17 protein-coding genes are annotated in these 21,419 nt (G+C 36.3%); 14 read left to right on the plus strand and 3 right to left on the minus strand.

The genetic code is table 11. The annotated features are described in order from the left end of the window. Window positions 1–6 precede the first annotated feature (6 nt). The 3 genes from K8P03_RS06250 to K8P03_RS06260 all read left to right on the plus strand — a co-directional run bounded on the left by K8P03_RS06250 (window position 7) and on the right by K8P03_RS06260 (window position 2,412). Complete coding sequence (locus K8P03_RS06250; protein ID WP_223419422.1) at window positions 7–537, plus strand: cysteine hydrolase family protein; 531 nt, start codon at window positions 7–9, stop codon at window positions 535–537. A gap of 105 nt (window positions 538–642) precedes the next feature. Next, a complete protein-coding gene (locus K8P03_RS06255) occupies window positions 643–1,374 on the plus strand; it encodes a copper homeostasis protein CutC (RefSeq protein WP_223419424.1) in 732 nt (243 codons plus the stop codon). 90 nt (window positions 1,375–1,464) lie between these two features. Beyond that, window positions 1,465–2,412, plus strand: coding sequence for an L-lactate dehydrogenase (locus tag K8P03_RS06260; protein WP_223420692.1), 948 nt, complete (start codon window positions 1,465–1,467; stop codon window positions 2,410–2,412). A 129-nt stretch (window positions 2,413–2,541) separates the two neighbouring features. On the opposite strand, the gene K8P03_RS06265 is transcribed toward K8P03_RS06260, so the two are convergent. Both K8P03_RS06265 and K8P03_RS06270 read right to left on the minus strand, forming a co-directional pair. Next, on the minus strand, window positions 2,542–3,087 hold the full coding sequence (locus tag K8P03_RS06265) for a DUF3793 family protein (RefSeq protein WP_223419426.1): 546 nt from the start codon (window positions 3,085–3,087) through the stop codon (window positions 2,542–2,544). Window position 3,088: 1 nt separating this feature from the next. Beyond that, the gene (locus K8P03_RS06270) at window positions 3,089–3,523 is read right to left on the minus strand and encodes a flavodoxin (protein ID WP_223419429.1); all 435 of its coding nucleotides are present in this window, start codon (window positions 3,521–3,523) and stop codon (window positions 3,089–3,091) included. A gap of 586 nt (window positions 3,524–4,109) precedes the next feature. Here K8P03_RS06270 and K8P03_RS06275 point away from each other — a divergent pair. From K8P03_RS06275 to tnpA, 3 genes are all read left to right on the plus strand, one after another. Continuing rightward, window positions 4,110–6,182 (plus strand): efflux RND transporter permease subunit, encoded by a 2,073-nt coding sequence (locus K8P03_RS06275; RefSeq protein ID WP_223419431.1) that lies wholly within the window; start codon window positions 4,110–4,112, stop codon window positions 6,180–6,182. Beyond that, window positions 6,175–8,472 carry a coiled-coil domain-containing protein gene (locus K8P03_RS06280; RefSeq protein ID WP_223419434.1) on the plus strand — a complete coding sequence of 766 codons (2,298 nt, stop codon included), beginning with the start codon at window positions 6,175–6,177 and terminating at the stop codon, window positions 8,470–8,472. The genes K8P03_RS06275 and K8P03_RS06280 overlap by 8 nt, the downstream gene beginning before the upstream one ends. 534 nt (window positions 8,473–9,006) lie before the next feature. Further along, on the plus strand, window positions 9,007–9,477 hold the full coding sequence (gene tnpA, locus K8P03_RS06285; protein ID WP_223418082.1) for an IS200/IS605 family transposase: 471 nt from the start codon (window positions 9,007–9,009) through the stop codon (window positions 9,475–9,477). Between the two features lie 109 nt (window positions 9,478–9,586). Here tnpA and K8P03_RS06290 read toward each other — a convergent pair whose 3' ends face one another. Then, window positions 9,587–10,177 carry a xanthine phosphoribosyltransferase gene (locus tag K8P03_RS06290; RefSeq protein ID WP_223419436.1) on the minus strand — a complete coding sequence of 197 codons (591 nt, stop codon included), beginning with the start codon at window positions 10,175–10,177 and terminating at the stop codon, window positions 9,587–9,589. A 164-nt stretch (window positions 10,178–10,341) separates the two neighbouring features. Between K8P03_RS06290 and K8P03_RS06295 the strand changes: the two genes are divergently transcribed. The 8 genes from K8P03_RS06295 to K8P03_RS06330 all read left to right on the plus strand — a co-directional run bounded on the left by K8P03_RS06295 (window position 10,342) and on the right by K8P03_RS06330 (window position 21,414). After that, entirely contained in the window at window positions 10,342–11,019 is a 678-nt protein-coding gene (locus tag K8P03_RS06295; RefSeq protein ID WP_263285024.1) for a DeoR/GlpR family DNA-binding transcription regulator, read from the plus strand. Next, window positions 11,016–11,921: a 1-phosphofructokinase gene (gene pfkB / locus K8P03_RS06300; protein WP_223419441.1), complete on the plus strand. Its 906-nt coding sequence runs from the start codon at window positions 11,016–11,018 to the stop codon at window positions 11,919–11,921. Before K8P03_RS06295 ends, pfkB begins: the two co-directional genes overlap by 4 nt. Beyond that, window positions 11,911–13,788, plus strand: coding sequence for a PTS fructose transporter subunit IIABC (locus K8P03_RS06305; protein ID WP_223419443.1), 1,878 nt, complete (start codon window positions 11,911–11,913; stop codon window positions 13,786–13,788). Before pfkB ends, K8P03_RS06305 begins: the two co-directional genes overlap by 11 nt. 435 nt (window positions 13,789–14,223) lie before the next feature. Continuing rightward, window positions 14,224–15,615: a group II intron reverse transcriptase/maturase gene (gene ltrA / locus K8P03_RS06310; protein ID WP_223417700.1), complete on the plus strand. Its 1,392-nt coding sequence runs from the start codon at window positions 14,224–14,226 to the stop codon at window positions 15,613–15,615. A gap of 140 nt (window positions 15,616–15,755) precedes the next feature. Further along, entirely contained in the window at window positions 15,756–17,456 is a 1,701-nt protein-coding gene (locus tag K8P03_RS06315) for a glycoside hydrolase family 13 protein (RefSeq protein WP_223419445.1), read from the plus strand. A gap of 455 nt (window positions 17,457–17,911) precedes the next feature. Next, window positions 17,912–19,198, plus strand: coding sequence for a dicarboxylate/amino acid:cation symporter (locus K8P03_RS06320; RefSeq protein WP_223419448.1), 1,287 nt, complete (start codon window positions 17,912–17,914; stop codon window positions 19,196–19,198). A gap of 106 nt (window positions 19,199–19,304) precedes the next feature. Continuing rightward, window positions 19,305–20,141 carry a formate/nitrite transporter family protein gene (locus K8P03_RS06325; protein ID WP_223419450.1) on the plus strand — a complete coding sequence of 279 codons (837 nt, stop codon included), beginning with the start codon at window positions 19,305–19,307 and terminating at the stop codon, window positions 20,139–20,141. Window position 20,142: 1 nt separating this feature from the next. Further along, window positions 20,143–21,414 carry an amidohydrolase gene (locus K8P03_RS06330; RefSeq protein ID WP_223419453.1) on the plus strand — a complete coding sequence of 424 codons (1,272 nt, stop codon included), beginning with the start codon at window positions 20,143–20,145 and terminating at the stop codon, window positions 21,412–21,414. Window positions 21,415–21,419: the final 5 nt, after the last annotated feature.

Genomic DNA, 21,419 nt, shown 5'->3' on the forward strand with positions numbered 1-21,419 from the left:
TAAATCATGGATGTATTATTAGTAGTTGATTTGCAAAATGACTTTGTAGACGGTGCTCTCGGTAATGAAGGTAATGACAAGATTGTAAAGCCTATAGAAAAATTAATTGAAGATTTTAAGGGCGAGGTGGTTTTTACTAGGGATACCCACGAGGAATCTTATTTGGAAAGTCTTGAAGGCAAGCACCTTCCTGTGACCCATTGTGTTAAAGGAACTAAGGGTTGGGAAGTTAGGATTGATACTAAGGGCAAAAAGATAATAGACAAGCCATCTTTCGGCTCTTATGAACTTGTTGATTATCTTAAAGATTTAGATAAAAAAGAAAAAATCGATAATATTTACATGGTAGGAATTTGCACAGACATATGTGTGCTTTCTAATGCCATAATGATCAAAAACGCCCTACTTGATACAGAAGTGACTGTAATTGAAGACTTGTGTAGGGCCACAAGTGAGACAGCCCACCAAGCAAGCCTAGTAGCTATGGCTTCTTGCCAGGTAAATATCATAAAATTTGCTGATTTTAAGCAGGAATAAGATTTAAAAGCTATGGGTTTTTAACTTATGGCTTTTTTATTTGGGATTTTTTCCTAAAATATTATATTTTGTTATAATTAAGATAGAAAAACTAAAGGAGGATTTATGAAACTAGAAATTTGCATTGATTCTTTTGACGGAATGATTGGGGCCTATTTTGGTGGGGCTGATAGGGTTGAAATTTGCTCGGCTTTAACTCTTGACGGTCTAACTCCAGATCCTGGACTTGTAGATATTTGTTGTGAGTATGATAATATAGAAAAATTTGTCATGGTAAGACCAAGACCTGGCCATTTTACCTATGATGATTTTGAAATTGGACAAATGAAGGCGACAATAATTGCCTTAAAGGATAAACCTATTGATGGTTTTGTTCTTGGAGTTCTTGATTCTTATGGAAATCTTGATATAGAAACTATGAAGGAACTTGTATATCTGGCCTTTCCAAAGAAGGTTGTCCTTCATAGGGCCTTTGATTATTCTAATGATGGTGAAGAAAAAATCGAAGAACTAATCAAGATGGGAGTAGATAGGATTCTTACCTCAGGCAAAAAACCAAAAGCTGTTGAGGGTTTGGATTTGATTAGAGATTTACAAGCAAAATACGGAGATAAAATTGAAATCATGGCAGGTTCTGGGGTAAATTTCGAAAATATAAAAGAGATTTACGAGAAAACTCATATAGAAAATTTCCACTTGTCAGCATCCTATACAGGTCAGACGGAAATCGACTACGATAATTTTGGCAAGGCTTTTGATGATTATAGGTGGACCAGTTCTGGCCTTGTTGAAGCTGCTAGACATGCAATTGATGATTTAAAAAATAAAAAAGTGTGACTTGAGTCATAGAAATATCTCGAATTTTTGTTAAAATAGACATAAGAATAGAAAAATAGTTTAGAATTTTAATAAAAAGGAGATATTATGATTAAAGATAGCAAAATTATTTTAGTTGGCGATGGGGCAGTAGGATCATCTTTTGCCTATGCTTCAACAATTTTAGGAATTGGTAGACAGCTTGGCATTATAGATTTGAACGAAGATAAGGCAGAGGGCGACGCTATGGACCTCTCAGATGCCCTTTCTTTTACCAAACCAAAGGAGATTTTTAAGGCAGATTATTCTGACTGCAAGGATGCAGAAGTTGTTGTAATTACAGCAGGTGCCCCACAAAAACCAGGTGAAACAAGGCTTGATTTGGTTGACAAAAACCTAAAGATTTTTAAGGATATGATTGGCAAAATCAAGGATTCTGGCTTTGAGGGAATATATGTAGTCGCTTCAAATCCAGTAGATATTCTAACTTACGCTACATGGAAATATTCAGGTGCACCAGCAGAAAAGGTAATTGGATCTGGCACAAGCCTTGATACCTCAAGGTTTAAAAAAGAAATAGCTTCTCTAATTGGCATTGACCCAAGGAGTGTAGACGCTTATATCCTAGGTGAACACGGAGATACAGAATTCCCTGTTTGGTCACACACAAATGTGGGTGGCCTTCCAATCTATGAATGGGTTGCCAACCACTCAGATGTGGATGAAATGGCCCTTTTAAACACTTTTGAGAAGGTAAAAAATGCTGCCTATGAGATTATAAACAAAAAAGGTGCAACCTTTTACGGCATAGGTATGGCCCTTGCAAGGCTTGTGGAAGCTATAATTAACGATGAAAACTCAGTATATTCAACCTCATCCTACCTTGATGGGGAATATGGACAAAAAGACATCTTCATCGGAGTTCCATCAGTAATTGGCAAGGCCGGAGTTAAGTGGGTTATAGATGTGCCACTTACAGATACAGAAAAAGAAAGAATGAAAGAATCAGCTGACACCCTTAGAAATGTAATGGAAAAAGCTGGCCTATACGATAAATAAAAAATTAAAAAAAGACCTAGCAAGTGGTGAAAAATTATTCACACAAGGCTAGGTCTTTTTTTGCATAGTAAATTATATTAGGTAAGGAATAGACATTTTCCTTAATGGGGATAAAGAACCTGGCTAAAATTAGCCGAGGCAAAGCCTAGATATGTCCCCTTGGCTTTTAAAAATACGTTTGTACGATTTTCTAATCTTATTGTAGGTTTCAAATAATTTGATTTTCTCTTCCTTTTTGGCATATACTTTCCAGTAGCCATTGGCGAGAAATTTATCTCCCTTGTTTTCGATAAAACCAACTACGTCCTCATAGGGGTAGCCAAGAAAAATTCCGATTTCATGAGGGAAAGACTCTTTTTTGAACCTGTACTTCAAATGCCTGATGCATTGGTCAAGGTCATTTGTTTTGTAGCCTAGGCCTGTTAAGAGGGTTTTGACCTTGGTTTGATTTAACACATAGGTTAATTTATCAGGCCTGTAGGCATAAATTTGAGCGGAAGTTTCGTTATTTCTAAGTATTTCTACATACATATTTTTCTTGTTAAGTACGTCATTCCACTCATCGACCATTTTTTCAATGTCGATATTTTGGGTATTTTTAAAGGTAAATAGATTTGCGAGTTTTCTGTTTGCTAAAGTTTGTGATGCGTAATTAACGAGCAAGAATTCGTTCATTTTATTTTAGAGCGTTAGCTAAATCCTTTGCTGCTCTTCTGCATTCTTCTAAAGCTGCATCATCTGGGTAATCATAGGCAATTAGACCATCACAAGCAAGATTAATTCCATCTGCTACGCATCTTTCTTGCCAAGTTTGCATCCATTCGCCTTCAGCCCATTCATAAGAACCGAAAATAAGAACTGGCTTATCAGAAAGAGATTTTTCTACGCTTTCAAACATAGGTTCGAATTCGCTATCTTCTAGTTCTTCTGATCCCATAGCTGGGCAACCAAAAGCAAAACCGTCATAGTTTGCTACATCGCTTTCGCTAAAGTCTGAACAATTTAATACGTTTACTTCTAATTCAGAATTTTTAAGTTCATCTGCTATTTCATTTGCCATAGCTAGGGTGTTACCAGTTCCTGACCAATAAACTACTGCTACTTTTTTCATAATTTCTCCTTAATTTGATTTCGTAATTTATGATATTAATAATCCTTATCAATTTCTATGAGATTGATAATCCTTATCAACGTCTATCCTAATAATAAACTATTGCTTGATAATTGTCAAGCATTTTTTTTAAAAATTTATTAAAAAATTAAGAAGGTCTAAATTTCAATATTTATCTTATAATCTATGTAAATTTTAGGAGAAAAAATTCTAGGGGAAAAGATAAGAATACTAAATTTTGGCAAAATATGAAACCTTAATAAAAAAATATATATTAATTATATTATTTCTAAATTTGAATTCTTTTTATAAGGGTGTATTATAAACTGAGGACAGAAAAAACAAAGATTAACAATCATAAAGTTAAGACTTGGATAATCAAAGATAGTTAAAATAAATGTTTAGATTATTAATTTTATAATAAAGTAAAAATAATATAATATGAATTATACTTTGTTTTGCTTGCGAATTGATTATTATAAATTTAAGTTAAAAAAGATTTTAGCAGAATTAAAATCCTATTTTTTTGAAATTATTATTAGTCTTAGCTTATCTTTTTTGGTCCTATTTAGAAAGGAAGTTAGTGATGAAAAAAATATCAAAATTTATTTCATACCATCCTAGGTTGGTACTTTTGGTGATGACTATTTTACTAATACCATCATGGATTGGCTATAAGTCCACAGGGGTAAACTATGATATCCTATCATATTTGCCAGAAAATCTTGAGTCTACTCAAGGCCAGGAGATCCTTGATAAGGACTTTAAGAATGCTGCTACGGGCATGCTTATCTTAAAGGGCACTGATCACGATGCAGACAAGTTAAAAAAAGAAATATTAGAAATAGATGGGGTTGAAGATGTAATTTCAAAATCTTCAATCGTTGGCGATACAGTTCCTAGTGAATTTTTGCCCGACGAGATTAGGGATGCTTTTTATGCTGAAGATTCAACTCTTTTGATGGTTAAATTTTCTGAGTCATCTTCGTCTTTTAGGACAATGGAGGCAATTGATCAGATAAGGGATCTTGAGTCCAAGGAAAAATACCTGAGTGGAATCTCTTCCTTGGTTAAGGATACTAAGGATTTAATCGATAGGGAAACTCCTATTTATGTGGCTCTTGCAGTTGCTTTGGCCCTTGTAGTTCTATCTTTGGCCAATGAATCAACTATTATCCCATTTCTCTTTATGCTAAATATTGGCTACGCTATTTTGTATAACTTTGGGACAAATATATTTTTGGGAGAAATTTCTTATATAACTAAGGCAATTGCAGCTGTTTTGCAGTTAGCTGTTACAACAGACTATTCGATTTTCCTCTACCATAGGTATGTAGAAAAGAAAAAGAAAAATGAAAGTAATAATGAGGCCATGGCTAAGGCAATTGATTCGACTTTAGCATCAATCTTTGCCTCATCTCTTACAACTTTCGCAGGATTTTTAGTACTTTTATTGATGCAGTTAGGTTTAGGTAAGGATATAGGGCTTGTAATGAGCAAGGGAGTGCTCTTAGGACTTATTTCAACAGTTGTAGTCTTGCCACCAATGATTTTATTGGCAGAAAAACTTGTAAATAGGTTTAACCACAAAGTTTTACTCCCAGATTTTTCAAGGACAGCAAGCTTTACAATCAAACATAGGAAAAAACTTTTTATAGTATTTTTACTTTTGTTTATACCAGCTGTCTACGGGGCAAGAAATACTAATCTTTATTACAACTTGGATAGGTCACTCCCACAAGATCTAGACTCAATTGTTGCCCTAAACAAGATGAAAAAAGACTACAATATGGCTTCAAGCCATTTTATAGTAGTCAAAGATGACCTTTCAAAGACAAGTGTAAATTCAATGATAGAAGAAATTGAAGATGTGGACGGGGTAAATAACGTTCTAAGTGTGAATTCTATGACAGGTTTAACCATCCCAAGCGAAGTCCTACCTGAAAAATTAAAGCAAAACTTCGTTCAAAATGGCTATCAGATGATTATGGTTAATTCAGAATACCAAACAGCTTCAAGTGAGGTTAACAGGCAAGTTTCTGAAATTGATAAGATTGTAAAAGCCCACGATCCTGATGGCAAACTTACTGGTGAGGCAGTTTTGACAAAAGATTTGACAATCCTATCTGACAGGGATTTCAAGATGGTAAATATCGCTTCAATTATAGTGGTATTTTTAATCATCGCTTTAGTTTTCAAGTCATTTGCAATTCCGATTGTTCTAATAGCAGCCATCGAACTTGCGATTTTCATAAATATGGGAATCCCATTCTATTTTGGACACACAATTCCTTTTATCACTTCGATAATTATCGGTGTAGTCCAATTAGGTTCAACCATTGATTATTCAATACTGATGATGGATAGGTTTATCTTTGAATATAAAAAGCACAAAGACCTTGATAAGGCTCTTGACCTATCGGTTAGGGAAACATCAAAATCAATAGTTACATCTGCCCTTTCATTTTTCGCAGCAACTATTGGTGTAGGTATTTACTCAAAGATGGAAATTGTATCTACTATTTGTATTTTCTTGGCTAGGGGTGCGATAATTTCAATGCTTGTAATAATTATCTTCTTACCAGCCATAATAGGAGTCTCAATACCATTTATTGAAAAAACTACAAAAGGATTTAAGGAAGGAAAAGAAAATGAATAAAAAATTTGTAAAAGCACTCGCAGTTTTAAGTGTAAGTTCTATACTTGGAGGAAATATCGCTTTTGCTAGTGAGTCTAAAACCTATAAAAACGAAACAGTTTATGTTACAAAAGAAGCGGGCAAGGTCACAGATCAGACTGTCTCAGTTTGGATAAATAAGGACGGAAAGGCAGGTATTAAGGACAAGTCAGACCTTAGAGACATTAAAAACCTTGAAACTGACGAAAAAATTGAGCCCAAGGACGGTTTTATTGATATAAATTCTAAAGATAAAGACTTTTATTACCAGGGTAAGACTGACAAGGACTTGCCTGTGGATGTAGAAATAAAATACGAACTAGATGGCAAGGCCATAGATTTTAAAGACCTTGAAGGAAAATCTGGCAAGCTTAAAATCACAATTACAGCCCACAACAAGGTGAAAGAAAGCCAAAAATCTGGTAAAGCGATTTATGCACCTTACCTTGTGATGACTGAGATGACATTTGCAGATGATGAGGTAAAAAATATCGAGGCTGATTCTGCAAAAATTATAAAAGATGGCAAAAACCAAATAGTAGGAGGAGTCCTTGCTCCAGGTCTAAAGGAAAATTTTGATGGACTTTTAGATGATGAAAAGCTTGATAAGTTCAAAGACCAAATTGAAATTGAAATGGATGTGGAAAATTTCAAACCTGGCGAGGCCTATGTTGTAATCACAAATGAAATCTTCCAAGAGGGTAAAAGCCTAAAATCCTTTGATGATTTGGAAGCTGGACTTGACCAATTAACAGCAAATGCAGGTAAGCTTGTTGATGGTTCAGGCAAACTCAAAGAAGGAAGTAAAAGTCTTAACAAAGGAATTTCTGACTTGGCTGATGGATCCGAAAAACTATCCGCAGGATCTGAGAAGTTAATTGCAGGTTTTGACCAAATGAGCGGAGCTTTTGCAAGCCTACCAGAAAAAATAGGACCAATGGGAAATGCCATCTCTGCTCTTGATGAGGGAGGGGCAAATTTAAATGCTGGCCTTAACCAATATACAGGTGGTCTTTCTGAGATTAATTCAAAAGTGGGTGATTTGATGGATGGTGCAGATCGTCTTAATCAAGGTGCTACTGACCTTAATGCAGGAATTGCAAGTTTAAGTGAGGGGAGTAAGGCCTTAAGCGAAAAATTATCCCAAGGGTCTGAGGGAGATGATTTAACAGAATTTGTCACTTCATTAAAGGCTCTCAAAGCTGGTATTGATGACTTTAGCGAAAATATAAATCCTATGGCTGAATCCTTAGAAAAATTAAACCAAGGCCTAAAATCTGCTAGTGGCTCTTCAGAAAAAATATCAAAATCCATAGCTGATCTAAGTGCTGCAGGAGAAAATGCACCAAATACTGAAGCGGTAATATCAAATATTAACCAAAATGCGGCTAATCTTGAAAATCAAATAACAAGTCTTGAGGCTAAAAATACTGATGGCTCTTTGACAAGTGAGATTGAAAACTTAAGGGCAATCAAAAATGGTCTTTATGGTCAAAGTCAAAAACTCGGTGCCAGTGCAAAGGTAAATGCAGAAATTTACGCTGGTTTAAAAAACTTAAGCGGGGCATCAAATGAGCTTACAACAGGTCTTAACAAATTAAGCATGGGTCTTGGAGAGATGAGCGAAAAGCTAAATGAATCCAAATCTGACCTGGAAAAGGCATCAAACAAACTAGGAGCAGGCATAGAAAAAATTGAAAGTGGCTTATCCGATTCCGACTTGATGAAATTAGGGGAAGCCCTAAAGCAACTTGATGAGGGCTTAGCAAAAGTTAAGGAAGGTTCCGATAAACTTCTTTTAGGTACAGAAGCCAATAAGGAAGGCGTCGAAAAACTCGCTAATGGCCTAAATTTATTAGATTCAAAATCAGCCGATTTAAGGGAAGGTTCAGAAAAATTATCCGGCGGCCTTAGCGAATTTAAGGAAAGGTCTAAGGCCCTAAGTGAGCTTGGATCAATTAATGATAAAGCCTTAAACCCAATGGCCAAGGGTCTTTCTGACTTAAATAAGGGAATTCTTGACCTAAGGGCAGGTGCACTTAAGCTAAAAGAAGGGTCAGATACTTATAATGAAAAATATGAAGAATTTGACTCAGGACTTAGAAGGTACAAGGTAGAAGGCATTGATAAATTATCTGGCAAAACTGGAGATATCAAAGAAATAGGAGAAATCCTAGACCAAATGTCAAATCTTGCTAAGAAAAATAATTCAATATCAGGCTCAACTGATGATATTGAAACAAGGTCAAGAATAATAGAGAAAATCAGATAAGAGATTGATATTGAAAAATCTGGGAAAACTCATATAATAATACCAAGAGAAGCCACCTCTTACAAAGCGAAGTAGTTGAATAGTGAGTGTGACTCGCACAAAAAAGACACTAGGTGGTGCTAGTGTCTTTTTAAATTTACTTGAAGATATAATCTAGATATTTATCTAGAATGATTAATATTATACCTACAAGCAGCGGAAAATAAAAATTTTCCAAAAGTAGTTGAATCATTTTGTGACTCACCTCCCTCCACCTAATAAAATATGGTGTTAGGCACTAATATTATATCATATAAATTAGTCCAGTAGGGATTAAAAAAATTTATAAAAATTTCCAATCAAAAACTGCCAGGATTTTTTCCTGACAGTTATTTTTTATTGTCCACTTTAGTGAGTTGAGCGAACGAAAGAGAGCGAAACAAAAAACCACCTGCTATGCAGGTGGAGGGATTTAGCTTTAGCTTCAAGCACCAAGAAAACCTCCTTAAAGTATAATTGTGATAGTCACATGCACAATTAAACAAGGAGGTAATCATGGATAAAAATACTTTATCACATACAAGCTGGAGATGCAAATATCATATAGTTTTTGCGCCAAAATATAGAAGACAAGTAATATATAGACAACTAAGGAAAGATATAGGAAGCATACTTCGAGAATTATGTTCAAGAAAAGGAGTAAACATAATAGAAGCAGAGTTATGCCCAGATCATGTCCATATGTTGGTAGAAATACCACCAAAATATTCAATATCACAAATAATGGGATATTTAAAAGGAAAAAGTTCGCTGATAATATTCGATAGACATGCCAACTTAAAATATAAATATGGAAACAGACATTTTTGGTGTAGAGGATACTATGTAGATACTGTAGGCAGAAATGAAAAGAAAATAAAAGAATATATACAAAATCAATTAAAAGAAGATTATTATGCTGACCAAATAAGTATAAAAGAATACCATGACCCGTTTACGGGAGAGTCAGTAAATAAAAACAAATAAAAAACTGCTTCAGCAGTAGTTGGGATAGTGGTGCATGTGATGGAATATTCGGAGCCCCAATAGGGGCGTGCCGGTATTCGCGCCTTATAGGCGCTGCACAAACTACCAGCTAAGCTGGTAGTTTTGATTCTTCTACAAATGTAATCTTTCCGTCTTCTAGTTTGGCAATCCTTGCTAGGGAATAGATGTCTATGTCCATATCTTCTATGAGTTCTCTTCCTTCGCTGAAGGATTTTTCTATTACGATTCCAAGACCTGCTGGATTTGCTCCTGCTTGTCTAACTATTGCAATCATGCCTTTAGCTGCTTGACCGTTTGCCAAAAAGTCATCGATCATTAGGACATTTTCGCCTTCTTTTATGAAGTCTTTTGACACAATAAGTTCGTTTGTAACTTGCTTGGTGAATGAATATACGCTTGAATGATAGAAGTTATCACCTGTGGTAAGTGATTGTTTTTTTCTGGCAAAAACGCAGTTAACTTCAAGCTCAAGGGCTGTAGCAAGAGCTGGTGCTATACCAGACGATTCTACAGTTAGGACCTTATCGATTTTTTTGTCTCTAAAGTAGTTTGCAAATTCAATGCCCATCTTATGGATTAATTTAGAGTCGATTTGCTGGTTTAAGAAAGAGTCAACCTTTAATATATCAGGCCCAATAACAATCCCATCTTTAAGAATTCTTTCTTCTAGTTCTTTCATCATATCTCCTTATAAATATTCTAAAATCTTCCTATGTACTTTAGATAATTATAATCTTTCCATTCAAAATAGTCAATTTTTTCATCTTATGAAAGAATATGATTGATTTTGATTGACTTTGAATGAAGCGGTGCTATAATATTAATATGATATTAGAAAAAAGATTGGATATTATTCTAGACATCCTCAAAAAAGAAGAGGCGGTTTCGAATAAAATCCTAACAGAAAAGCTAGGTGTTAGTGAATCTACTTTGAGGCGAGACTTGTCTTATTTGCAAGATATGGGCAAGATTACAAGGGTCCATGGAGGTGCGGTTTTAAATTCTATCGTCCCAAGAGAGATAAATTTCACTGACAATCAAAAAATTAGGCTAAGTGAAAAATCCAAAATTGGTAGAAAGGCTAAAAGCCTAATTGGAGATGCTAAGTTTATCTACCTAGATGCTGGATCAACCTGCAATGAAGTTATTGACTATTTTGAAAACGGCCAGGATATAACAATTGTGACAAATGGTCTTATGCATGTTGAGAAATTAATCGGCAAAAATATCCCAACCATACTTTTAGAAGGTCAGGTAAAACCAGAAACCAAAGTTACAACTGGCCCAAAGACTCTTGCATCAATAGGAAAGTACAATTTTGACCTAGCCTTTATAGGGGCTAATGGTTTTGATGACAAGGGCTTTTACACAGCCGACATCAACGAAGCCATGGTTAAGGCAAAGGCTATTGAAAATTCAACTAGGGCCTACGTTTTAGCTGACAGATCAAAGGAGAATATCAGGTATTTTGCGACAATAGCGACAAGGGATGAAATAAAGTTAATTACGGAGGAAGAATGATTTATACAATTACAACCAACCCTGCCATTGACTACATCTTAAGGTTTGATAAATTCGAAGATGGGGCGACAATCAGGGCGAGTGAAGACGAAAAATACCCAGGCGGCAAGGGGATTATGGCTAGCAAAATCCTTCACAACCTCGGAGAAAAGCCAGTAAATTTGGGCTTTGTCGGAGGTTTTATAGGAGAATATATAGCAAATTCCATAAGGGACTTGGGTCTTGATGAAAAATTCGTAAGAATTAAGGAAAATTCAAGAATAAACGTCAAACTAAAATACGACAAGGAAACAGAAATTAATGCCAAGGGGCCAAAGATTTCAAAGGAAGAAGTCGAGAAGTTTTTTGACAGCCTAAAAGAAATCGAAAAGGGAGATGTCATTGTTATTTCAGGGTCTTTGCCATATTCGCTGGATTCTGATTTTTATAAGAAAGTCATAGAAAAAACCGAGGCAGACTTCACTATTGATATTGCTGATAAAAAACTTTTGGATTATTTGGCCTATAAACCACTTTTGGTTAAGCCAAACGAAGAGGAATTGGGAAAAATTTTCCAAACTGAAATAAATGATGAAAACCTAGTCGAATATGCTAGGAAGTTAAATGAACTCGGAGCTAAAAATGTAATTGTTTCACTTGGAGCAAAGGGTTCGATTTTTGTGGATGAAAATCACGCTTACAGGGCAAAGCCAATTGAAGGCAAGCTAGTAAATTCAGTAGGTGCAGGTGATTCTATGGTGGGTGGTTTTGTTTATGGAATGGTAAATAAACTCGAAAAAATCGATGCCTACAAATTGGCAGTTGCTTGTGGGACAGCAACCGCCTTTAGCCCAGATATAGCAAATAGAGACATGATCAACCAAATATTAAACAAAGTAGAGGTAGAAGAAATTGGAAATTAGAGATTTATTAAAAAAAGACCTGATGGTCCTAGACCTTAAGGCAGAGACTAAAGAAGAAGCCATCAAGGAAATTGCGGACAAATTTTTTGAAAAAGGCTATGTAAAAAGTGCAGAAGATTTTGCAGAGGGTCTAAGAGAAAGAGAAGCCCAAGGATCAACAGCCCTTGGTGAATCAGTAGCCATTCCTCACAGCAAAAATAAAACAGTTATTGAACCTGCTGTCCTATTTGCAAGAAAAATCGGAGGGCTCGACTACGATGCCCTAGATGGTGAGCCAACAGAGATTTTCTTTGCCATAGGAGCTCCTGATGGGGAAAATAACCTCCACGTTGCAACCCTTGCAGAGCTTTCTAAGATGATTATGAAAGATGGATTCATAGACGACCTAAAAAAGGTTAATAACGAAGATGAGGCTTATACAGTAATTGAAAAATATTCAGAAAAAGCAAAACCAGTCCAAGAAGAAGCCAAGACAGAAGTAAAATCAGACATCAACCTTCTTGCAGTCACAGCTTGTCCAAACGGCATTGCCCATACCTACATGGCCCAGGAAGCTATAGAAAAGGCAGCAAAGGCCAGGGGAGTTAATATCAAGGTTGAAACTAATGGTTCTGACGGAATCAAAAATAGACTAACAGCATCTGAAATTGAAAAAGCAGACGCAATCATAATTGCAGCTGACAAAAAAGTTGAAACTGCTAGATTTAACGGCAAAAAAGTAATCCAAAGACCAGTTTCAGATGGAATCAGAAAGGCTGATGAACTTGTGGATAGGGCTATAAAAGGCGAAGCCAATATCTACCACGAAGAGGGCGGCTCAAAAGAGTCTTATAGCGAAGAAAAACAATCAATCGGCCAAAAAATTTACGGTGATTTGATGAATGGTATCAGCCACATGTTGCCATTTGTAATTGGTGGTGGTATTCTACTTGCCATTTCCTTCCTTTTTGAGAGATTTGCTGGCGATGAATCAACAGTATTCACCTTCCTAAACGGCCTTGGAGGAGATGCCTTTTCCTTCTTGATACCAATTCTTGCAGGTTATATTTCCTATTCCATTGCTGATAGGCCAGGCCTCATGCCAGGTATGGTTGCAGGTTTAATGGCAAGTCGTGGTGCAGGATTTATCGGTGGTTTAATTGGTGGTTTTATAGCAGGTTATGTTGTAAACTTCCTCAAAAAAGCTACAAGAAATCTACCAAAATCAGTTGAAGGCCTAAAGCCAATGCTAATTTATCCTGTTCTTGGACTTTTAATTGTAGGGGCAATCATGTTCTTTGCAGTTGATCCAGTATTTACAGGTGTGAATAACTTTATCAACAAGTGGTTAATGAGTCTTTCTGGCACAAACATGGTTCTTCTCGGAGCCCTTCTTGCAGGAATGATGGCAATTGACATGGGTGGTCCAATCAACAAGGCAGCCTATGCCTTTGCAATCGGCGCTTTTACAGACACTGGAATCGGAACTTTCATGGCAGCTGTAATGGTAGGCGGAATGGTGCCACCAATTGCAATTGCTATTGCTACAACCTTCTTCAAGAACAAATTCAATGAAGAACAAAAGAAAACCACAATCACCAACTATATCCTAGGTGCATCTTTCATCACAGAGGGAGCCATCCCATTTGCGGCAGCAGAGCCACAAACAGTTCTCCCATCATGTGTAATAGGCTCTAGTTTAGCAGGCGCTATCATAGGCTACTTTGGAGTAAGCGCTCCAGCTCCACACGGCGGAATTTTCATCCTTCCAGCCATGGGATCATTAAACCAAGCTCTATTATTTGTTGGAGCAGTTGCAATAGGAGCTATAATCGGCGGTCTAATCTTTGGTACAATTAAGAAAAAACCAGAAGAAATAGCTGGTTAATATAAAAGGATTTTATAAAAATGGATTTAAAATACCGGAAGCGAGTCTTCTGGTATTTTTTTGTGTGCGCTCGGCATGAGCATAATCTAACAGGTGAAAGTCCTAAGTGTGCCCGGTAGTGGGAAACACATAGCCAAAGGCAAGGGTGTCCATCGTGAGCTGGAATCTGAAGGAAGCCCTAGGCAAACTCTTGGTCTGACGAATAGAAATCATATAAGGCAGTTACGTAGGATAAGCTTGCACAACAAAGTAAAGTCCAAAAACTACACGGAATACGTAAATGTAGATGTGGCAGATAGATGAGAGGAAAGAACATGCCCTTACCCGAGGAGGTCTCACTAACGAAACAGTAGTAACAACGAATAGTGAGAAGTCAGCAGAAGTCATAGTACTAGTTAAAACTAGGAAGGACCGAACTACAGGAGGTATAAATTTATGAAAGAAACTAATCATGGCAAAGACTGTAGAAAATCAACCAGACTAATCAAAGATAACTCGGAAAGTGAAAATAAATTAGCTGGACACAGTCATGATAAGATTAACTCAAAAGAAAATACCAAAAATGAACTAATTGAGAAAATACTCCATCGAGACAACCTAAATGAAGCCTTTAAAAGAGTAAAATCCAACAAAGGTACAGCAGGAATAGATGGAATAACAACAGAAGAACTCCTAGAACATCTAAAAGAAAACAAAGATAAAATACTAGGACAAATAAGAGCGAGGAAATACAAGCCCAAAGCAGTAAAAAGAGTACAAATACCAAAATCAAATGGTAAGAAACGAAATCTAGGAATACCCACAACAACAGATAGGGTAATACAACAAGCAATAGCACAAATACTAAGCCCAATATATGAAAATAAATTCTCAGAAAACAGCTATGGATTTAGACCAAATAGAAATGCACATGATGCCCTAAAAAGGATAAAAGAAATAGCAGAAGAAGGATACACTTGGGTAGTAGACTTAGACCTAGAAAAATACTTCGACACAGTAAACCAATCCAAACTCATACAAATCCTATCAGAAGAAATAAAAGATGGAGATGTAATATCCTTAATACACAAATATCTAAAATCAGGAATAATGATAGATGAAATAAAAGTAAAATCAGACAAAGGAGTCCCACAAGGCGGTCCCCTAAGTCCATTACTCGCAAACATCTACCTAAATGAAGCTGACCAAGAACTTGAAAAATGGGGATACAAATTTGTAAGATATGCAGACGACATGCTAATATTTGCAAGAAATAGAAAAGCAGCCGAAAGATACTACAAAAGAGTCAAAAAGCTGTTAGAAGGAAAATTAAAGCTTAAAGTCAATGAGGAAAAGACCTCAATAAGAAAATTAAGCCAAACAAAATATCTAGGATATGGATTTTACCATAACAACGGAACCCAATTAAAAGTACACAAAGAAAGCCTAAAGAAACTAACGGCAAAACTAAAAGCAGTAACAAGCAGAAGTAATGCACTAGGCTATAGGCAAAGAAGAATAAAAATCAACCAAATCATAAGAGGATGGATACAATATTTCAAACTAGCAAATATGAGAAATCATCTTCAGAAACTAGACGAATGGTTAAGAAGAAGAATCAGAATGTGTGCATGGAAAAGCTGGAAGAAAATTAAAACTAAATTTACAAACTTAGTAAAACTAGGTACAACAAAATATCAAGCTTGGCAATGGGCAAATACACGCAAATCCTATTGGAGAATAGCCAAAAGCCCAGTATTAAACAGAGCTCTAAACAACAAAAGAATAGCTGAAAGGGGCTATATATCCCTAGTCAGCTATTACAATAAAGTTCATATTAAATTGTAGAACCGCCGTATACGGAACCGTACGTACGGTGGTGTGAGAGGTCGGTAGATGAATTAATCATTTACCTCCTACTCGATCCATAAAAATGAATTATTATTTTTCTGGCTTATAATATCTATAAAAGCAATTAAGGAGAGAAAATGAACAAAGCCGCAATTTTACATATTAGTGAGAGTTTGATGGCCTATGCTATAAGGCTTGATGAGTTAAATATAAGGCTTAGGGCTGATAAAAATGATAAGCTTGATATAAGCCTTCTTTATACTTATAAATGTGATGATCCACACCTTTGGCAAGAAGTTAAGATGAAAAAAACTTTTGAAGATAGGTATTTTTCTTATTATGAAATAGATTTTAAACTTAAGGACAAGCGATTCGCCTATGTTTTTAAAATCCAAGATGAAAATGAGGTCTATTATTTAAGTGAAAATGGCCTTGAAGAGACTTACGATTTTGACCAATTTTATTTCACATCTTTTCACATGCCTTATATCCATGAGGCAGACTTATTTGAGCCTGTTGAATGGATGAAAGAGGCTGTATTTTATCAGATATTTCCAGAAAGATTTAGGAGGGGAGATTTTTCTAAGGATGATTCCTACATCAACCAAGCTTGGGAAGATTTACCAAAACCAAATTCTTTTGCAGGTGGTGACCTTAAGGGGATAATAGAAAAACTTGACCATATCAAGGATCTTGGTGTAAATGCCCTATATTTAACACCGATTTTTATATCCCCAACCAACCACAAATACGATACCATAGATTATTACGAAATTGATCCGCAATTTGGGAATAAAAATGATTTTAAAAAGCTTGTAGAAAAGGCCCATGGTTTTGGCATAAGGATAGTTCTAGATGCGGTCTTTAACCACATGTGCCACGAAAATCCTATTTTTAAGGATGTGATAGAAAAGGGCAAGGAGTCTAGGTATTACGATTGGTTTTATATAAATGGGGATAAGGCAGATGTAGAGAAAATCAACTATGAGACCTTTGCCCATGTTTATAATATGCCAAAGCTTAAAACCTCAAATAGGGAGGTCCAAGATTATTTGATAAAAATTGCCAAGTACTGGATAGAAGAATTTGATATTGACGGTTGGAGGCTAGATGTATCAGACGAGGTCAGCCATGATTTGTGGAAGAGATTTAGGAAGGAAATCAAAGCGGCTAAGGCTGATGCAGTTATTATCGGTGAAAATTGGCACAATGCGGAATCCTTCCTCAGAGGTGATGAGTTTGATTCTATAATGAATTATGCCTTCACCAATGTATGCCTAGCTTATTTTAAGGGTGAAAAATCCGCCCAAGAAACTAGTGATTATTTAAATATGGTTATAATGAGAAATAGAGATCAGGCAAATAGGATGATGCTAAATTTCCTAGATACCCATGACACTCCAAGGTTTATCACTGAAATTGGTGGGTCAAGAGATAAAGTTCTTGCGGCTCTTAGCCTAAGCGTGGTCTATATGGGGGCGAACTCTCTTTTCTATGGGACAGAAATCGGCCTAGAAGGAAAGGGAGATCCTGATTGTAGGAGGACCTTTCCTTGGCAAAATCTGGAAGAAAACAAAACTTATATAGAAAAAGTAAAAGAAATCCTAGAAATCAAAAAACACCAAACTATAAAAGATGGTGACATAAAAATTTATAGCCATAAAGACCTCCTATTATTAGAAAGATTTGACCAAGAAAAGACTTTAAGCCTTGCCATCAATCTAGGAAGGCAAAAAGATTTTGCCTTAGCAGATGAAAATATTTTAATTTCCAACAATTATTCAAACCAAAGTCTGGGGGAATCTAGTTTTGTAGTTTGGGAAAAATATTCAAAATAAAGTGGATTTAGCTGAATATTATGAATATGAAATCAAGCTAGGATTGTGAAAGACCTAACAAGGTATTTTATTAAGGTCTTGGATTTTAAAGCTTATTTAATAAAATTATACAAATAAAAAATGAATATTAATCTTGACTAATTTGCTAGGAATTGTATAATTATCCTATAATAAAATTGACGTTAAAAAGAAGAGAACACAAAGCGACTTATTACAGAGAGGTTTCTTTGCTGAGATGGGCCATAAAAAGCTTGTGTTTATGCATCTTTAAGTCGAGTCTGTGAATTTAGTAGCGGGCTCCAGGATCGCCTGTTATAGCGAGAGGGGTTTGTTGACCCCGGTTGAGGTTTTAAGCAAACTTAAAACGAATAAAGGTGGAATCACGTTAACTCGTCCTTTTTGGGGATGAGTTTTTTTGTTTAATTTTATTAAATTTTTTAAAAAGGAGAATATTTATGAAATATTTAGCACTACTTGTAGGCTTGGCTCTTTTTTATGGTCTAAGTCTTATGAAAAAGAAAGGCGCTAGCTTTTCTTCAAGGGTCATCCTTGGATCTCTTTTAGGTCTTGGTCTGGGCCTTGTTTTTAAGGGTCAAACTGAACTTTTTGGGATTTTTGGAGAAATTTACGCTAATTTGCTCTTCGCCCTAGTAATTCCTTTGCTTCTTACATCTGTAATTAAGGTTGTAATTTCAAATGAATCTATAAAGAGGCTTAAGTCCATAGGCCTTAAAACTCTTGGGATTTTAAGCCTTCACAATGTTTTGGGGTCTACACTTGGGGTAATCCTTGCAGTAGTTTTTGCTATTGGTAAAAACGCAAACATACCCCTACCAGAACCTGCAGAAGCCAGAGAAGTCCCTACTTTTGTAGAGGCAATCGTGGACTTTTTCCCAAAAAATATTATAGATGACGCAGCCAACGGCAGGGTCATACCTATAATTGTTTTTGCAGTTTTAATTGGTTTTGTGGTTTTAAGCCTAATTGAAAATGGTAAGGAAAAGGAAGTTGGGCCTTTTGTTGCCTTTATTGAGTCTTTTTCTGAGATAATAAATAGGCTGGTAAGCCTTGTGACAAGTTTCACCCCCTATGCCGTCCTATCACTAATAGGATCGGCCGTTGCAAGGATTGACTACACTGCCATTAAACCTTTGGTATCGGTCCTTCTACTAACTTATTTGGCTTCCTTTATCCATTCCTATGTCACAACCGGAGCTCTTATAAGTATCTTTGCAGGTCTAAATCCATTTAAGTTTTTTAGGAAGAATTTTTCGGTCCAGGCCATTGGTTTTACTACTCAATCATCAGTAGGAACCATACCTGCAAATGTGGATAATCTCGAAAAAAACCTAGGAGTGTCAGAAAAAATCGCCTCTTTTGTAGCCCCAGCTGGAGCTACCATGGGAATGCCAGGTTGTGCTGGTTTTTGGCCAGTGATGACTGCTATTTTAACAGCAAATGTCCTTGACCTTGGCTATGGATTTACAGATTATTTGAGTCTAATCTTAGTTGCCCTTTTGGTATCACTAGGAACAGTTGGAGTCCCAGGCACAGCCACAATTGCGACAACAGCAGTCTTTGCAGCTATGGGTCTACCAATAGAAATGGTCGTAATCCTCGCTCCTATTTCATCTCTTGCCGACATGGGAAGGACAGCTACAAATGTTACTGCAGCATCATCTGCAGCCCTAATTGTAGCAGCAAGTGAAGATGAGCTTGATAGGGATCTCTACAATTCTTAAGATTAAGCTGGTTAATAGCCAGCTTTTTTATTGTATTTTTTTTAATAGAGGTATATTTATAGGGAAGAATTTTACTTTTTTTATTAAAAATCTTTTAGGAGGGAATATGGAATCTGATCTTAGGCCTGATCAAATTTTGGCAAAGGCAAGTGCCACCTACGAGAAAAAAGCTAGACAAAATATCAAAAAAACCTTAGTTTTATCATTTATAGCAGGAATTTTTATCGCTCTAGGCGCAGTGGCATCGACCCTTGCATCTTTCAATCTTTTGGCTGATCCAAATAAAATTGGCCTTGGAAAACTCATCCAAGGATTGACTTTTACACCTGGATTAATTTTTGTTTTGATCGCTGGAGGAGAACTTTTTACAGGCAACAACCTCATGGCAATAGCCTTTTTAGATAAGAAAATTTCCGTGGGAGACCTTTTAAAATCGTGGCTTATTGTATATTTTGGTAATTTTATAGGATCTATATTTGTAGCATTTTTAATTTATAAGTCAGGCCAGTGGCAAATTGCGGATAATGACTTGGCCGCAAGGGTGATTTTAATCGCAAATCAAAAGATAAACCTTAGTTTTAGCCAAGGATTGATCCTCGGGATTTTTTGTAATTTCTTGGTTTGCCTAGGAGTTTGGATGGCTCTTGGGGCAAAAGACTATGTGGGCAAAGTTGCTTCTGCGATTTTCCCGGTTGTAGCCTTTGTGGTTTCAGGTTTTGAGCATAGTGTTGCAAATATGTACTATATACCAGCAGGTATTTTTGCAAAAAATATCCCAGCCTTTGTTGAAAAAACTGGATTAAGCTTAGATGATCTTTCTCATCTTAACTTTTTAAATATGGTCACTAAGAATTTAATCCCAGTTACACTTGGAAATATCATCGGTGGGGCAATTTTGGTTGGACTTTTATATTTTATAGCCTTTAAGGAAAAGGAAAATTAAGATGGAACGAGATTTGATAGGAACCAGGAGGTATTACCATAAAATAGCCGAACCTGGTTGGTTGGAATTTAATACCACTATTAATATCATAAAGGATTTAAAAAAACTTGGAGTAACCGATATCAAATACGGCAAGAAAATCCACAAAGAAGATATGATTTTTGGAAGGCCATCTTCTGAGAGGATCAAAGCCTACGCTTCCACTATAAAATACAGGGAAGACTTCGATACTTCTGAAATATTGCAAGGTTATACTGGACTAATTGCAACAATTGATACAGAAAAACCTGGCAAGACCTTTGCCTTTCGTTTTGACATAGATGCCTTACCTATAAAGGAAAGCGCTGATAAGTTTCACAAGCCTTTTAGGGAGGGCTTTGCGTCGGAAAATCCGGGAGCCATGCACGCTTGTGGTCATGATGGCCACCTATCCATGGGAATTTTCCTTGCCAAATGGATTTTAGAAAATAAAAAGGATTTATCTGGCAAGTACATTTTGATTTTCCAACCAGGTGAAGAAGGCCTTCGTGGAGCCAAGTCCCTTAGCGAATCGGAATACATCCACGATATAGATTATTTTTTCGCAGGCCACCTGGGAATGGGACTTCCTTCGGGAAAAGTCGGAGTGGGAACGACAGGTTTTCTTGCATCAACCAAACTAGATGCAATATTCAAGGGCCATTCTTCCCATGCGGCAGCCCTACCAGAAGAGGGCAAAAACGCCAACCTCGCCGCAGCATCCGCTCTTTTAAACCTAGAAACCCTTGCCCAACATTCTAAGGGTATGGCGAGAATTAATGTTGGAGTTATAAGGGGAGGCAGGGTTCGAAATGCAATTTCAGATAAGGCTGTCCTAGAACTTGAGACCAGGGGTGGAAGTGATGAGGTAAATAATTTTCTTGTCACCAGGGCCATCCAGGTTATAAAGGGGGCTAGTATCCAATACGATTTGGACTATGAGGTGAAAATCGCTGGCTCTGCGCCATCAATAATCAAACCAGCCACTAAATTTTACGATAAAATTGATGAAATGTTAAAGAAAAAAGGATTTGATACTATAAAAAATCCTGATTTTAAGGCAAGCGAGGACGTTTGCTATTATATAAACAAGGTAAATTCTGAAGGCGGATCTGCAATACACTTTATCTTTGGGTCAGACCTTGCAGCAGGCCATCATAACAAGGCCTTTGATTTTGATGAAAAGAGCCTTCTTATGGGCCTTGAAGTCTATAAGGATTGTATAAAATACTTAAACAAAAACGGAAAATCCTAGGATCT

This window comes from Anaerococcus murdochii (assembly GCF_019957155.1).
Taxonomy (GTDB): Bacteria; Bacillota; Clostridia; order Tissierellales; family Peptoniphilaceae; genus Anaerococcus; species Anaerococcus murdochii.